Below are 15,730 nucleotides of genomic sequence, written 5' to 3'. Positions count from 1 at the left end.
TGAGGGTCCAGACGCTAGAGCCGCCGCTGCGCGGGGATTCCGCAACGGGCGTCGAGGCGGGCCGCCGCCACCCGGATGGCACGGGCGACGCCGGGTCGGGAGAGACGCATCCCGACCTGCAGCGGTAGGGCGACATCGAGCGCGATGGTGAAGCGGAGCGCGGTGCCACCCTCCGCCGACGGGGCGAGCAGCCACTCCTCCATCCAGGCGTGGACGCCGGGGAGGTTCGTCTCCTCCACCCGGTAGACGAACCGGTGCGGCTGATCCCAGACGACGATGCTCTCCACGAAGTGGACGCCCCCGTGCAGCGTCACCGCGCGCCCCGCGCCGGGCCCGTACGGGGGCGGCCCGGTGTAACCGGCGGAGCGGACCTCGCGGAACCACAACGGCCAGGTCGAGGCGTCCTCGCTCAGCTCCCGGAAGACGTCGTCCGGCTTGGCGTGCAACTTCGCCGCAAGGACCAGCCTGGTCGGCGCGCGGTCCAGGAAGTCCGCGGTCACCGGACGCAGCAACTTCGCCATCTCGCACCCCAGGTCCAAGGAAGTCTCGGTCGACAGGGCGAACAGTCTAGTTGACGATGCGTCAGATAAGCTGGGCCGGACGGGTCCGACCTCAGTCCGACAGCTGGAGCCCGGCCTGCACTCCGGCGATGACCACCTCGCGGACCTGCTCGGACACCGCCGATCGGATCTCCACCGGCAGGCCCACATCGGTGACCAGGGTGTCCACCTCGTTCAGTGAGGCGAACGTCGACAGGCCGACGGTGCCCCACTTGGTGTGGTCCGCGACCGCGACCACCCGCCGTGCCGAGGCGACGAAGCTGCGGTTGGTCTCCGCCTCCGCCAGGTTCGGCGTCGACAGCCCGGCCTCCAGCGAGATGCCGTGGCAGCCGAGGAACAGCAGGTCGAAGTGCAGCGAGCGGATCGCCCGGTCCGCGATCGGACCCACCAGCGAGTCGGACGGCGTCCGCACCCCGCCCGTGAGTACCACCGTGGCCGGCGGGGTGGCCGCCGCGCCGTGCCGCAGCGCGTGCTCGAAGACGTCCGCGACCCGCACGGAGTTGGTCACCACGGTCAGACCCTCGACCTGCACCAGGTGGTGCGCCAGCGCGTACGTCGTCGTGCCGCCCGACAGGGCGACCGCGCTGCCCGGCGAGACCAGTCGCGCCGCCTCCCTGGCGATGTCCTCCTTGGCGGTCAGCTCCAGCGCCGACTTGGCCTCGAAGCCCGGCTCGTGGGTGCTGGCCTCCAGCACCGGCACCGCCCCGCCGTGGACCTTCTCCACCATGCCCTGCCGGGCGAGCGCGTCCAGGTCCCGACGGACCGTCATGTCGGACACGTTCAGACGCCGGGTCAGCTCGTTGACCCGCACGCCGCCGCGTCGCCGCACCTCGTCCAGGATCAGGGCACGCCGCTGCTCCGCCAGGAGATTGCTGTTCTCGGCCACCCTCGCACTGCCCTCCGTACTCCGCTGCTTCGGGCCATCCTCGCACGCCCCTCGGACACAGACCATGCGCTTCATGACCCGGAACGGTGCGGAAGGGTGCGGACCGGCCGAGAAAGCGGGATCATGCGGCTGGAACAACGGCAGCGGCACAACATCAACGACACCACGTCGAGCGCGGGGGCGGCCATGGCGAATCAGGCGGACGGCACGACGAAGCAGCCGGGACTGGCACTGGAACTCCTGGTCCACGGAGTCGGCGGAACCACACCCCAGGCCATGCTCGCCGACCCTCACCTGATCCAGCTCACCGGCGACACCGTGGCCGGAACCTACCGTCGCTGGCACGACCGGGACGCCGAGGAGAACCCCGAGCGCTACCGCGGCGACGCCGTCGAGGAGGCGTACTCCTGGGCGGGGCTCACCTCCGGAGCGTCCGGCCGCGCCCTGTGGCTGCTGCTGCTCCCCTTCATGTTCGCCAACCTCGCCCACTGGACCCGGCCCGCCGCGCCCCGCACCGCCCGCGCGCAGGGGCTGTACGACATCGTCGTGCGGGTGATCGCCGCCAGCCTCACCGCGCTGCTGACCGCCGCCGCCTGCGAGGCCGCCCTCGACCTGACGGCTTGGCAGTGCGCCGGGACGGCGACCTGCGCTGCCCACCACTCCTGGCTCGGCTTCCTCTCCGCCGCGCACGGCGGCTGGTGGAGCCAGCCGGGTCGCCGACTCGCCCTCGCCGCCCTGGTCCCGCTCGGCCTGGTCGGCCTGCTCTGGTGGCTCTCCCACCTCACCTGGACCAGCTACGAGGCCCAGCGCCCCGCGCCCGACGGCAACGGGCCGGACGCCCCACCGATGGAGATGCCCGGCTTCTGGTACGGGATGCGGATGGTCCGGCGGCTGCGCATGATCCACGTCGCCGTCGGCCTGCTCATCGTCTCGCTCGCGGTGCTGCTCCCTGCCCTGTGCTACGACCGCTCCACCGCAGGTCCGCTGGCAGCCCTCGGCTGGACCCTGCTCGGTCTGCTCGCCGTCCTCACCGCGGGCATGCTCATCGCGCTCGCGCGCAGTAGGCGCCGCGAGAGCGAGCAGGACGACAGGCCCGACCCCTTCGCGCTGCGCCACCTGCACTGGGCCGCCCTGGCGCTGCTGGTCCTGGTCGCCGGGTACGCGGCCTGGGCCCGCGACGGCTGGCGGTCCGGCGGCAGGCTCCCCGGCGCGGGCGGCACCTTCGCAGTCCTCTGCCTGCTGCAGCTCGCCCTGGTCCTGCTGCTCGCCGCCGCCGCAGTGCTGCTGCTCCGCTCCGGCCCCGGCCGGCCCGCCCCTGCGCATCGGGATCCGATCACCGTCCCCGGCCCCGACCGCCCTGCGCCGGACGGCGACGTGAGCTTCGGCGGCCCCGACGGACCGGCACTGCGCGGCCTCGCCGGACCGGCCACCGCCATGCTCGGCATCGGCCTCGGGAACCTGTTCACTGCGGGCGCCACCGTCTGGGCCGCCCAGTGGCTGATGGGCCGGGGCACCCTGGGCGTCACCCTCCCGGGGCCGCCGTTGCTGCTCACCTGGCACAGCAGCGGGGTGCCCGTCCTGGCCGTCCTGCTCGCGCTGCTCCTGATCGGGCTCCTGATCCGGATGGCTCGTCAGAAGCGCGACCTGGAACCCGAGGTGAACGCCGCGTACGAGACCGGGACCCAGGTCAGTGCCACCCGCACCGCCCAGATCGCCGGGGTGCTCGCCCGGGCGCGCCTGACCGACGCGGGGCCCGTACTCATCGGCGCCGTCGCCTTCCTCGCCTTCCTGCTCGCGGGCGGTTCCCTCGCGGGCGCGCTGCTCAGCGACCGGACCCCCTCGCTCGCCGCCCACGCGGAGCCCACGATCATCTCCTATGCCGCCACGACCCTGCAGTCCCTCGGCGGCTGGCTGGTCGGCGCGTTCGCGGTCGCTCTGGTCGGCCTCGGCCGCACCGCCTACAAGCAGGTGGCCACCCGGCGCACCGTCGGCGTGTTCTGGGACATCGGCACCTTCTGGCCGCGCGCGGCGCACCCCTTCGCGCCGCCCTGCTACGCCGAGCGTGCCGTCCCCGACCTCGACTGGCGCATCCGCACCTGGCTCGCCGCCGATCCGGAGCGACGCCTCGTGCTCTCCGGGCACTCCCAGGGCACCGTGCTCGCCGCCGCCGCCGTCTGGCAGCTCGACCCGCAGACCCGCGCCCGGGTCGCCCTGCTCACCTACGGCTGCCCGCTGCAGCGCCTCTACGGCCGGTTCTTTCCCGCCTTCATGGGACAGGACGATCTCGCCCGGCTGCACCGTGATGCACCCTACTGGCGCAACCTGTTCCGGGTGACCGACCCCATCGGCGGCCCGGTGCGGGTCCCGGTGCCACCAGGTGCCCAGGCGGTGGACGCGCCCCCGTTCGTCGACCCGCTGGTCTACGACCGGGACTCGGAGCACCCGCTGCCGGTCCCGATCAACGCGCACTCCGACTACCGCGCCGACCCCGGCTTCACCCGGGAACGCGACGTGCTGCTGCGTCAGTTGTGACCGCCGGTTGCCCCTGGGCCAGCGGCAGGTCCTCGGGCAGCAGCAGTTGCAGTTGCTCCGTGGTCAGTTCCGCGACCTGCGCGAGCCGCACCGCGTGCCGCTCGACCATGGTCTCGAAGACCTGCCGCGCGGTGCGCCCGTTGCCGAACGAGGGGCCCTTGGGAATCACGGCGTAGTGTTCGAGCAGTGCTTCGGCCGTGTCGTCCGCCAACGCGTACTCGTGCTCCGAGGCCTGACGCCGGGTGATCTCCAGCAGCTCCGACGCCGAGTAGTCGGAGAAGGTGACGGTCCGCGAGAACCTGGACGCCACCCCCGGGTTGGATGCGAGGAAGCGCTCCATCTCCACCGTGTATCCGGCCACGATCACCACCACCTCGTCCCGGTGGTCCTCCATCAGCTTCACCAGGGTGTCGATCGCCTCCCGGCCGAAGTCCCGGCCGCCGTCCTCGGGGGCCAGCGCGTAGGCCTCGTCGATGAACAGCACCCCGCCCAGCGACCGCTGGAACACCTCCGCGGTCCGTTGGGCGGTCGAGCCGACGTGCTCGCCGACCAGGTCGAGCCGGGCGACCTCGACCAGGTGGCCCCGCTGCAGCACACCCAGCGACGCCAGGATCTCCCCGTAGAGGCGGGCGACCGTGGTCTTGCCGGTGCCGGGGGAGCCGGTGAAGACCAGGTGCCGCCGCAGCGAGGGCGCCTTCAACCCGGCCTGCTGCCTCCGGCGCCCGACCGAGATCAGGTCGATCAGGGTCCGGACCTCCTGCTTGACCGTGTCCAAGCCGATCAGCGAGTCCAGCTCGGCGAGCGCCTCCTCGGCCGGGCGGCAGTCGGGCAGCGGCGCGATCTGCGGGGCGGCGTCCACCAGCGCCTCCCTGCGCGCCACCGGCACCGCGGGCGCGGCGTCCCGCCAGGCCGAGGCGGTCGAGGTGGTGGCCCGCACCGGCTCGGCGGGCCGCTCCGGGGCCCTGGCGTCGTCGGAGACGCAGCCGTCCACGACCGGACCCGGCTCGGAGAACTCGAAGCCGCCGCGCGCGTTCTGCTCCGCCCTGCAGCGGGTGAGCACGGTCCGGCAGCCGTCGATCACATGGAAGCCGAAGCCCTTCCCCTGCGTGGCCACGCACTCCTCGAAGGTGCCCCGGCCGCTCGCCGACACGTACACCGCGGCCTCGCTGCTGCCCCGGACCGTGCAGCGGCGCAGCACCGGGTCGGCGCCCTTGGTCGCGATCACGCCCGTGGCCACGTCCGCGACCTCGCACCCGGTCAGCAGCCCGCCGCTGCCGTGGTCGCGAAACCACAGGCCGGTGTTGGCGTCCTGGACCCGGACCTGGTCGAGCCGCACGGTCGCGCCGTCGCTCACCGACACGGCCGTGTTCCGCACCTGGGTGAACGAGCAGTCGACGGCCTCGGCGGTGGATCCCCGGTCCAGGACGAACAGGGCGTCGGGAACGTCGTGCACCCTGCAGTCGGTCAGCTTCACCCGAGCGCCGTCGCTCACCCAGACCGCCGGATAGTCCCCGGTGCTGTCCCGGATCTCGCAGCCGACCGCCTCCACCGCCGTGCCCGCGTCCCACACCGAGAGGCCGTTCCGGCCGAACGACCTCAACGTGGTGCGCTCCAGCGTCAGCATCGAACGGCCGCGCAGGTCGGCCCCGTTCTCCGGCACCTCGTGGATGCGGCTGTCGGTCAGGGTCAGCTCAGCCTCGGTGTCCAGCATCAGCGCGTTGTCGGTGACCCGGTGGACGGCGCAGTCGGCGAGCCGCCCCACCGCCCGGTCCTCGGCCTGCACGCCGTTCCCGTTGATCTCGTAGAACTCGCAGCCCACCGCGTCGACGGTGCTGCCCTCTCCGGTCAGCACCAGACCGGCCCCGCTCGTGTGGTGCACCCGGCAGCGCTCGAGACGCGCCGTGGCGCCCGCTCGGACGACCACCCCGGCCTGGCCTGCGGCGAGGACCTCGCACTCCTCGAACACGGCGGCGGCGGCCTCGGCGACCCTGATGCCGAGGCCACCCGAGTTGTCGACCGTGCAGCGCCGCACCGAGGGGTGCGCGTCGCCCCGTACCTCGATGCCCACCGAGGACCGGGTGACCACCCGGCAGTCCGCCAACTCGCCCTCGCCCGAGGCGATCAGCACCGCCGGGGCGGAACCGTCCTGTCCCTCCAGCACCAGACCGTGCACCGATGCGGAGGCCAGCAGCGTCAGCGCGGTGCCCGCGGCCGGTTCGATCCGCACCGACCCGGGGCCCCCGGCCGCACGGATCGTCAGCGGCTTGTCGACCACGACGTTCTCGCGGAACACCCCGGCCCCTATGGTCACCGTGTCCCCAGGCTCGGCTGCTGTCAGCGCCTCCGCCATCGTCGGGTACTCGCCGGAGCGTCGTCGCCACCGGGAGGCTCCGTCAAGCGTCACACGTACCACGCCTGCTCCCATGGTGATCCGCTGCCCCCAGCTCCCTCGTGGTGCCCACGGTACTGCCTCCGGCACCCGCCCGCGCCCCTCTCCCCACTCAACGAGCCAGACGGCGATCGGTCGCCCTCCCGCTCCGACTCCCTGCTGACTCCCACTCAACCTCCGTGGGCGAACCGTCATTCCGGCGTGGGGAGCGGCCCCTCCTCGAGCACCGTGACCCGGTCGCCGAGCCGCAGCGTGCCGAGGCGGCCCGCCGGTGCCAGATGCATGCCGAACGCGAGGGTCTTCGCGAACTTCCGGTGCCGCCCCAGCGCCCGCAGCGGCTCAGGGCCGCGGCGCGCGCCGGTCTCCTGGTCCAGTGTGGTCATCACACAGCGCCCGCACTGCTGCACCACCCGGAACTCGACCTCGCCGATCCGCACCCGGCGCCAACCGGTCTCGGCCCAGGCGTCCGCCCCGTCCACCACCACGTTCGGACGGAACCGGTTCATCGGCACGGCGGCGCCCTTCACCGGGTCGTCCGGGTGGTCGGCGGCGATCAGCTCGTTGAGGGCGGCGAGGGAGGCGGGAGTGGTGAGCAGCAGCGGATATGCGTCGGCGAGGCTGGTGGGGGTCTCGGTGGGCCGCCGGGCTGCCTCGTCCAGGTAGACCAGCCGCAAGGTCCCGCCCAGGAGTTCACTGAACCAGCGGGCGGCCTCGTCGCCGGCGTCGACCGCCTCGAAAGCCTGGTCGAACAGCTTCACCCGCAGCAGCGGCCCGTCCGGCGTGCCGACCTTGAGGGTGTCGTCGCCCGAGCTGACGACCAGCGTGTCCGGGTCCGCAAGGGTGGCGGCCAGCCGGGCCAGCCTCGGGTCCTCGCGCTGCGACACCATCGTCCCCGCGCCGTCCACCAGCATCCAGCGGCGGTCCCCGGCCAGTCCCCAGGGCTCGACCTCCGCCTGCTCCACAGGCACGGCGGCAAAGGACTTCACGGGGTGGATCCGAAGATCGGTGAGCTGCGGCATGTGCCAATGGTGCCAGTCGTGCGACCCCTATCGCGCGACAGATGTGCAGGGGCCGACCAGCACATGGCTGATCGGCCCCTATGACCTGGTCCCCCCGGACGGTCAGTACCCCTGGTACCCGCCTCGCTGTTGCGGCGGGTACTGCTCCTGGTACTGCACCGGACGCAGCGGCGCCACGGGCGCGACCGGCCGCTGGTACATGGGGTTGGGCTGCGGCGGCGTCCCGTACTGCTCCGGGTAGCGCTGGCCCGGGCCGGCCTGCTGCGGGATGTACGGCGGAGGCGCGTACTGGGGCTGGCTCGGCATCCCGTAGCCCGGGCTGCTCGGCCCCGGGCCCAGGGCCAGCCGCTGCACCGGAAGCGCGGGCGCGCCGCTGCCGTAAGCGCTGCCGTAGCCGTATCCGCCACCACCGTCGTAGCGGAAGTTCGAGTCGTAGGCGGGCGGCAGGGCCGCCGGCACGTTGATCGGAGCGATCTGGGGGACTCCCCGCTCAGCCACCAGGCTGTCGTAGATCGGGGTGTCCGAGGCGAAGGACGGGGCGTAGTAGCCAACTCCGTCGTAGGCACGAGGGGAGGTCATGACGCATACGGTAAGCCCACAATGTGCCTGCTGAGGAGAGTGGAAAGGTAGGGAGTTCGAGTGTTCTCAGTGGCCGGAGATCGCCTAAGAGGTCGAAAGTATGAAAAAAGGTCAGATCCCGGCATCGCCGCCACTGCCGCCTGCCCGCCATCTTCACGGATTGTTAACCGAACCACCGTTCGTTCCGGTAGCGGCCTGGGCTGACCGGCGTCCGCCGATCAGCCCGTCCGTTCACCCGGTCCGGTAGGCGCGGGCACCCGGCCGCGCCTACCGGACCGGAAGCGATCACTCCCCGGAATCGCCCTCACTGGCCTTGCCGGGACCTGCCTCGTGCCGCGGCGGCTGGTTGTTGCGGCGCTTCAGATAGCGCTCGAACTCCCGGGCGATGGCCTCGCCCGAGGCCTCCGGCAGCTCCGCGGTGTCCTTGGCCTCTTCCAACTGCTGCACGTACTCCGCGACTTCGCTGTCCTCAGCGGCGAGCTGGTCCACCCCGAGCTGCCAGGCCCGCGCGTCGTCCGGCAGCTCGCCCAGCGGGATGCGTACGTCCAGCAGGTCCTCGACCTTGTTCAGCAGGGCCAGCGTCGCCTTGGGGTTCGGCGGCTGCGCGACATAGTGGGGCACCGCCGCCCAGAACGTCACCGCAGGGATGCCCGCGTGCGCGCACGCCTCCTGCAGCACCCCGACGATCCCGGTGGGCCCTTCGTAGCGGCTCTCCTCCAGGTCCAGGGTCTGCGCCAGATCCGCGTCCGAGGTGACCCCGCTGACCGGCACCGGCCTGGTGTGCGGGGTGTCCCCGAGCAGCGCGCCCAGGATCACCACCATCTCCACGCCGAGCTCATGCGCGAAGCCCAGGAGCTCCTGGCAGAACGAGCGCCAGCGCATGCTCGGCTCGATGCCGCGGATCAGCACCACGTCCCTGGTCTTCGGCTCGGTCACCCGCACCACCGACAGCCTGGTCGTGGGCCAGGTGATCCGCCGCACGCCCTCGTCCATCCACACCGTCGGCCGGTTCACCTGGAAGTCGTAGTAGTCCTCGGCGTCCAGGGCGGCGAAGACCTTGCCCTCCCAGATCTCGTCCAGATGCGCCACCGCGGACGACGCGGCGTCGCCTGCGTCGTTCCAGCCCTCGAACGCGGCCACCATGACCGGGTCGATGAGCTCGGGCATGTCCTCGAGCTCGATCACCAAGGGCCTCCCTCCTCGTGCCGTGGAACAGCGCGTTCCACGGACTGTAAGTGCCCAAGCCTACGGCGAAGCATGCCCGCACCCCGGCCGGACGCCGCACTTACGGCCGGGCGAGCGACAGGGCTCGGGCGGAGCAGGTTCACGCTGAGTGTCCACAGTGCGGCGTGGAAGGACCACGGTCAGGCGAAACGCTTAAGCTGGGCGCGCGCGTCACCGCGCGAGTCGACAGCCGTCGCACCCAGGGAGCAGCTCCATGACGACCATCCCCCAGCAGACCTCGGCCCAGCAGCGGGCCACCGCCCTGCGCGAGGCGCTCACCACGCGCGTGGTGGTGGCAGACGGTGCGATGGGCACCATGCTGCAGGCCCAGGACCCGTCGATGGAGGACTTCCAGGGCCTGGAGGGCTGCAACGAGGTCCTGAACGTGACCCGGCCCGACATCGTCCGGGGCGTGCACGAGGCGTACTTCGCCGTCGGCGTGGACTGCGTGGAGACCAACACCTTCGGGGCGAACCTGTCCGCGCTGAGCGAGTACGACATTCCCGAGCGGATCTTCGAGCTGTCCGAGTCCGGCGCGCGGGTGGCCCGCGAGGTCGCGGACGCGTTCACCGCGGGCGACGGGCGCCAGCGCTGGGTGCTGGGCTCGATGGGTCCCGGCACGAAGCTGCCGACGCTGGGGCACATGCCGTACGCGGACCTCAAGGAAGGCTTCCGGCTGAACGCGGCCGGTCTGATCGCGGGTGGCGCGGACGCGCTCCTGGTGGAGACCAGCCAGGACCTGCTGCAGACCAAGGCGGCGACGCTGGGCGCCAAGGAGGCGCTGCGGGAGGCGGGACTCGACCTGCCGGTGATCGTGCAGGTGACCGTGGAGACCACCGGCACCATGCTGCTGGGCTCGGAGATCGGCGCGGCGCTGACCGCGCTGGAGCCGCTGGGGATCGATCTGGTCGGGCTGAACTGCGCGACCGGCCCCGCGGAGATGAGCGAGCACCTGCGCTACCTGGCCAAGAACGCCCGGGTAGGGCTCTCCTGCATGCCCAACGCGGGCCTGCCGGTGCTGGGCAAGGACGGCGCGCACTACCCGCTGACGCCGGGCGAGCTCGCGGACGCGCACGAGGTGTTCACCCGCGAGTACGGCCTCGGCCTGGTCGGCGGCTGTTGCGGCACCACCCCGGAGCACCTGCGTGCTGTCGTGGAGCGGGTGCAGGGGCGTCCGGTCGTCGCCCGCGAGCCCAGGCCGGAGGCGGCGGCGTCCTCGCTGTACCAGTCGGTGCCGTTCCGGCAGGACACCTCCTACCTGGCGATCGGCGAGCGGACCAACTCCAACGGCTCCAAGAAGTTCCGCGAGGCGATGCTCGCCGCGGACTGGCAGGCGTGCGTGGAGATCGCCCGGGAGCAGATCCGCGAGGGCGCCCACCTGCTCGACCTCTGCGTCGACTACGTCGGCCGCGACGGCGTCCAGGACATGAAGAAGCTGGCGGGGCTGCTGGCGACGGCCTCCACGCTGCCGATCGTGCTCGACTCCACGGAGCCGCCGGTGCTGGAGGCGGGCCTGCAGATGCTCGGCGGGCGCGCGGTGCTGAACTCGGTGAACTTCGAGGACGGCGACGGCGAGGAGTCCCGCTACGGGCGCATCGCGGCCCTGGCCCAGGAGTACGGAGCGGCGGTGATCGCGCTGACCATCGACGAGGACGGCCAGGCCCGTACCGCCGCGACCAAGGTCGCCATCGCCGAGCGGCTGATCGCGGACCTGGGGGAGCGGTTCGGCATCGACGAGTCCTCGATCATCGTGGACTGCCTGGCGTTCACGCTGGGAACCGGCCAGGAGGAGTCCCGCAAGGACGGCCTGGAGACGATCGAGGCGATCCGCGAGCTGAAGCGGTTGCACCCCGACGTGCAGACCACGCTGGGCCTGTCGAACATCTCCTTCGGGCTGAACCCCGCAGCGCGGATGGTGCTCAACTCGGTGTTCCTGAACGAGTGCGTCGAGGCCGGGCTGGACTCGGCGATCGTGCACGCGGCGAAGATCCTGCCGATGGCGCGGATCCCCGAGGAGCAGCGCACGGTCGCCCTGGACCTGGTCTACGACCGGCGCGCCGAGGGCTACGACCCGCTGCAGCGCTTCCTGGAGCTCTTCGAGGGCGTCAGCGCGGCGTCGGTGCGTGCGGGCAAGGCCGAGGAGCTGGCCGCCCTGCCACTGGACGAGCGGCTGCAACGCCGGATCGTGGACGGCGAGCGCAAGGGCCTGGAGGCGGACCTGGACGAGGCGCTCGCCGGGATGCCCGCGCTGGACATCGTGAACACGGTGCTGCTCGAGGGCATGAAGACGGTCGGCGAGCTGTTCGGCTCCGGCCAGATGCAGCTGCCGTTCGTGCTGCAGTCGGCCGAGGTGATGAAGGGCGCGGTCGCCTACCTGGAGCCGCACATGGAGAAGTCGGACGCCGAGGGCAAGGGCACGATCGTGCTGGCCACGGTCAAGGGCGACGTCCACGACATCGGCAAGAACCTGGTGGACATCATCCTGTCCAACAACGGGTACTCGGTCGTCAACCTGGGGATCAAGCAGCCGGTCTCGGCGATCCTGGAGGCCGCGCAGGAGCACCGCGCGGACGTCATCGGCATGTCCGGGCTGCTGGTGAAGTCCACGGTGATCATGAAGGAGAACCTGCAGGAGCTGAACCAGCGCGGGATGGCGGCCGACTTCCCGGTGATCCTCGGCGGCGCCGCTCTGACCAGGGCGTACGTGGAGCAGGACCTGCACGAGATCTACCAGGGCGAGGTCCGCTACGCCCGCGACGCCTTCGAGGGCCTGCGGCTCATGGACGCCCTGATCGCGGTCAAGCGCGGGGTGCCCGGCGCGGTGCTGCCCGAGCTCAAGCAGCGGCGGCACGCCAAGGTCGAGGTCGAGGAGCCGGAGGAGAGCACCCGCCGCTCGGACGTCGCCCTGGACAACCCGGTGCCGTCCCCGCCGTTCTGGGGCGACCGGATCGTCAAGGGCATCGGGTTCAACGAGTACGCGTCCTGGCTGGACGAGGACGCCCTGTTCAAGGGCCAGTGGGGGCTGAAGGCCGCGCGCAGCGGCGGCCCCACGTACGAGGAGCTGGTGGAGACCGAGGGCCGCCCCCGGCTGCGGATGTGGATGGACCGGCTGCAGACCGAGGGCCTGCTGGAGGCTGCGGTCGTCTACGGCTACTACCCGGCCGTCTCCCAGGGCAACGACCTGGTGGTGCTGGGCGAGGACGGCAAGGAGCGGACCAGGTTCGGCTTCCCCCGGCAGCGGCGCGGGCGCCGGCTGTGCCTGGCGGACTTCTTCCGGCCCGAGGAGTCGGGCGAGAAGGACGTGGTGGCCTTCCAGGTCGTCACCATGGGCAGCAGGATCTCCGAGGCGGCGAACGAGCTGTTCAAGACCGACTCCTACCGCGACTACCTGGAGCTGCACGGTCTTTCGGTGCAGCTCGCGGAGGCCCTGGCGGAGTACTGGCACGCCCGGGTCCGCGCCGAGCTGGGCTTCTCCGGCGAGGACCCCGCGGAGATGAAGGAGATGTTCGCCCTGAAGTACCGGGGCGCGCGCTTCTCCCTGGGCTACGGCGCCTGCCCCGAGCTGGAGGACCGCGCGAAGATCGCCGAGCTGCTCCGCCCCGAGCGGATCGGCGTGGAGCTCTCCGAGGAGTTCCAGCTCCATCCGGAGCAGTCCACCGACGCCATCGTGATCCACCACCCGGAGGCCAAGTACTTCAACGCACGTTGACCCGGGCGCCCGCATGACGCAGGCCGACCGGCACATGGTGGCTGGCGTCGCATCCAGCCACCATTTGCCGGTCGGCCTTATCCTGGTTTGCCCTGACCAGGAAAGCAGCGTGTGCCCGTGACCACTCTTGCCACTCTCCCCGCCGTCGACCGTGAGTCGACCGGCCTGCAGGCCGTCCTGCTCGACATGGACGGGACGCTGGTCGAGACCGAGGACTTCTGGTGGGAGGCCGAGTGCGGCCTGCTCGCGGAGTTCGGCCACCGCCTCGACGACGCCGACCGGGCGGTGGTGGTCGGCGGGCCGATGAGCAGGGTGGTCGCCCACCTGCTCGCGGTGAGCGGGATTCCGTTGACGGCCGAGCAGCTCGGGACGATGATCAACGACCGTTTCGTCGAGCTGATCAGCCATGGCGTGCCGGTCCGTCCGGGGGCGCTGGAACTCCTGGCGGAGCTCGCCGCCGAGGGGGTCCCCACCGCGCTGGTGTCCGCCTCGCACCGCCGGATCATCGACCTGGTGCTGAAGACCCTCGGCGAGCATCACTTCGCCTTCTCGGTCGCCGGCGACGAGGTGGAGCGGACCAAGCCGTACCCCGACCCCTACCTCCTCGCCGCGGCCCGGCTGGGGGCCGACCCGACGCGCTGCGTCGTGGTGGAGGACGCGCCCACGGGCGTGCGCTCGGGGGAGGCGGCGGGCTGCCGGGTGGTCGCCGTGCCCTCGGTCACGCCCATCGACGAGGCCCCGGGGCGGACCGTTCTCAGGTCGCTCGAGGAGCTCGACGTTTCACTGCTGCGGCGGCTGGTCCCGTTGTCGGCGGGCCCCGTCTGATGGTGTGTCAAGGTAACTACCTGCTAACGCCAAATCGGGCATCTTATATCAAGAGATAGCAATATTTTCCTTCGTAGAGGAACCCTGGGTTAGGGGTCGCTGCGGTCCGGGGCGATCGTGTGGCACGCTACGAGCGATCGAACCGTGCGACACCCCACTCGGTGGTGTCTCGGGTGGCGCGCGGCCCCCTCACGCCTCGCTGCTGCAGCCTGCGGTCGACCCCGTTCCGGGGCGGTGGCGCGGTCGTACGACCCCTCCGGTTCCGGCGTCCACAGCGCCGGCCAGGACACGAAGGAAGTCATGTCAGCAGCGAAACGACTGGGGACGCTCGGCTGCGTCGGCCTGCTCGCAACCACGGCCGCGTGCGGCTCCACTGCTTCGACCGGGGCCAAGGCGGGGCCCAGTGCCAAGATCACGATGGGCACGGTCAGCGCGTACTCAAGCCTTGACCCGGCCGGCGCCTACGACTACGGCTCCTGGCTGTTGTTCTACAACGTGTACCAGGGGCTGATGACCTACCAGCCCGGTGCCAACGTGCCGTCGCCGGACGCCGCGCACAAGTGCGACTTCACCGACAGCAGCTACCTGACGTACCACTGCACGCTGAACCCGGGGCTGAAGTTCTCCAACGGCGACCCGCTGGACGCCGCGGCGGTGAAGTTCTCCTTCGACCGCGTGATCAAGATCGGCACGGAGAAGGGGGCTGACGGGAAGCCGGCCGACAACGGCTCGGGTGTGAGCGTCCTGCTCAACACCATGAAGTCGGTGGAGATCAGCGGAACCCAGGACATAACCTTCCACCTCAGCACCGCGGACGCGACCTTCCCGGACCGCCTGGCCTCCGGCGTCGGCCAGATCGTGGACCCCAAGACCTACTCCGGCACCCAGCTGATGAACGGCACCGACGTGGTCGGCTCCGGCATCTACAAGGTCGACTCGGTGCAGACCAAGCCGGACGCCAAGGGCAACCCGGTGCCGGTCTCGGTCAAGATGTCGCTCAACCCGAACTACCAGGGCGCCGCTTCAAAGCCGCAGAACGCCAGCATGACGCTGAACTACTACGACACCCCGGCCCAGGTGAAGACGGCCCTGGTGAACGGTGACATCGACCTCAACGCGAGCAACGACCTCGCGCCCGGCGACGTGGTGGCCATGCAGGGCACCCAGCAGCTCGGAAAGGGCCTGCAGGTCATCGAGGGCGCCGGCACCAACACCCGGATGATGGTACTGAACACCAAGGTCGCGCCGTTCAACAACATCGCGGTGCGCCAGGCCGTGGCCCGGCTGATCGACCGCAACGCCATCGCCCGCGACGCCTACAACCACACGGTCACCCCGCTCTACTCGGTGATCCCGCAGGGCATCGGCGACCAGACCACCGCCTTCTGGACCGCCTACGGCGAGGAGCCGGAGCACCCGGACGCGGTGAAGAAGACGCTGCCGGGCGTGCACCTGCCGATCAGCTTCACGATGACCTACACGGCTAACGCGTCGGCCGGTAAGGCCGAAGCCGAGCAGATCAAGAAGGCACTCGAGGTGGGCGGGATCTTCAAGGTCACCCTCGCCTCGGTGCCGACCCTGCACGAGCTCGGCCAGCTCTGGAGCGGCGGTCAGGTTCCCGCATCCACCACCGGTTGGCAGCCGGACTACCCGGACCCGGACGACTACATCTCGCCGTTCATGGGTGACCCGGGCGTCTTCGGCAGCCACTACGCCAGCCCGAAGATCATGAACCAGCTGGTTCCGCAGAGCCTCAAGGAGGTCAACCGCGCCGACCAGGCGACGGCCGACACCTACCTGGAGATCCAGAAGCAGATCGCGATCGACGCACCGTTCATCCCGCTGTGGCAGAACAAGCAGTACGTGGTGACCCAGGCGAACGTGACCGGCGTGCCGCTCACCCTGGACGCCGCCGCGATCATGCGCTTCTGGATGATCGGCAAGAGCTGACCCTGCAGCGCTCTCGGTGCCGCAGAAGGCCGAAGAACGCCGCAGAAAGGAGGGCCG

The 15,730-nt window shown here is 71.1% G+C and carries 10 protein-coding genes; 4 read left to right on the top strand and 6 right to left on the bottom strand.

Annotated elements, in window-relative coordinates; all coding sequences use genetic code 11:
• Positions 1-14: 14 nt before the first annotated feature.
• Together ABIA33_RS15390 and ABIA33_RS15385 are read right to left on the bottom strand one after the other, a co-directional pair.
• Positions 15-521: an SRPBCC family protein gene (locus ABIA33_RS15390; protein ID WP_370081676.1), complete on the bottom strand. Its 507-nt coding sequence runs from the start codon at positions 519-521 to the stop codon at positions 15-17.
• Between the two features lie 91 nt (positions 522-612).
• The gene (locus tag ABIA33_RS15385; protein ID WP_370081674.1) at positions 613-1,446 is read right to left on the bottom strand and encodes a DeoR/GlpR family DNA-binding transcription regulator; all 834 of its coding nucleotides are present in this window, start codon (positions 1,444-1,446) and stop codon (positions 613-615) included.
• A 123-nt stretch (positions 1,447-1,569) separates the two neighbouring features.
• Here ABIA33_RS15385 and ABIA33_RS15380 point away from each other — a divergent pair, with 123 nt between their 5' ends.
• Complete coding sequence (locus tag ABIA33_RS15380) at positions 1,570-3,978, top strand: hypothetical protein (RefSeq protein ID WP_370081672.1); 2,409 nt, start codon at positions 1,570-1,572, stop codon at positions 3,976-3,978.
• Here the strand turns inward: ABIA33_RS15380 and ABIA33_RS15375 are convergent.
• From ABIA33_RS15375 to ABIA33_RS15360, 4 genes are all read right to left on the bottom strand, one after another.
• Complete coding sequence (locus tag ABIA33_RS15375) at positions 3,941-6,403, bottom strand: right-handed parallel beta-helix repeat-containing protein (RefSeq protein ID WP_370081670.1); 2,463 nt, start codon at positions 6,401-6,403, stop codon at positions 3,941-3,943. The two genes, ABIA33_RS15380 and ABIA33_RS15375, sit on opposite strands and share 38 nt — an antisense overlap.
• Before the next feature lie 155 nt (positions 6,404-6,558).
• On the bottom strand, positions 6,559-7,386 hold the full coding sequence (locus ABIA33_RS15370; protein ID WP_370081668.1) for an MOSC domain-containing protein: 828 nt from the start codon (positions 7,384-7,386) through the stop codon (positions 6,559-6,561).
• Between the two features lie 102 nt (positions 7,387-7,488).
• The gene (locus ABIA33_RS15365; protein WP_370081666.1) at positions 7,489-7,965 is read right to left on the bottom strand and encodes a DUF6643 family protein; all 477 of its coding nucleotides are present in this window, start codon (positions 7,963-7,965) and stop codon (positions 7,489-7,491) included.
• Positions 7,966-8,250: 285 nt separating this feature from the next.
• The gene (locus ABIA33_RS15360) at positions 8,251-9,150 is read right to left on the bottom strand and encodes a PAC2 family protein (protein WP_370081664.1); all 900 of its coding nucleotides are present in this window, start codon (positions 9,148-9,150) and stop codon (positions 8,251-8,253) included.
• 253 nt (positions 9,151-9,403) lie between these two features.
• Between ABIA33_RS15360 and metH the strand changes: the two genes are divergently transcribed.
• The 3 genes from metH to ABIA33_RS15345 all read left to right on the top strand — a co-directional run bounded on the left by metH (position 9,404) and on the right by ABIA33_RS15345 (position 15,673).
• Positions 9,404-12,898, top strand: coding sequence for a methionine synthase (gene metH / locus ABIA33_RS15355; RefSeq protein WP_370081662.1), 3,495 nt, complete (start codon positions 9,404-9,406; stop codon positions 12,896-12,898).
• Between the two features lie 117 nt (positions 12,899-13,015).
• Positions 13,016-13,723 (top strand): HAD family hydrolase, encoded by a 708-nt coding sequence (locus ABIA33_RS15350; protein ID WP_370081660.1) that lies wholly within the window; start codon positions 13,016-13,018, stop codon positions 13,721-13,723.
• 300 nt (positions 13,724-14,023) lie between these two features.
• Entirely contained in the window at positions 14,024-15,673 is a 1,650-nt protein-coding gene (locus tag ABIA33_RS15345) for an ABC transporter substrate-binding protein (protein ID WP_370081658.1), read from the top strand.
• Positions 15,674-15,730: the final 57 nt, after the last annotated feature.

This window comes from Streptacidiphilus sp. MAP12-16 (genome assembly GCF_041262165.1).
Classification (GTDB): Bacteria; Actinomycetota; Actinomycetes; order Streptomycetales; family Streptomycetaceae; genus Streptacidiphilus.
This window is presented reverse-complemented; position numbering and strand designations above follow the sequence as displayed.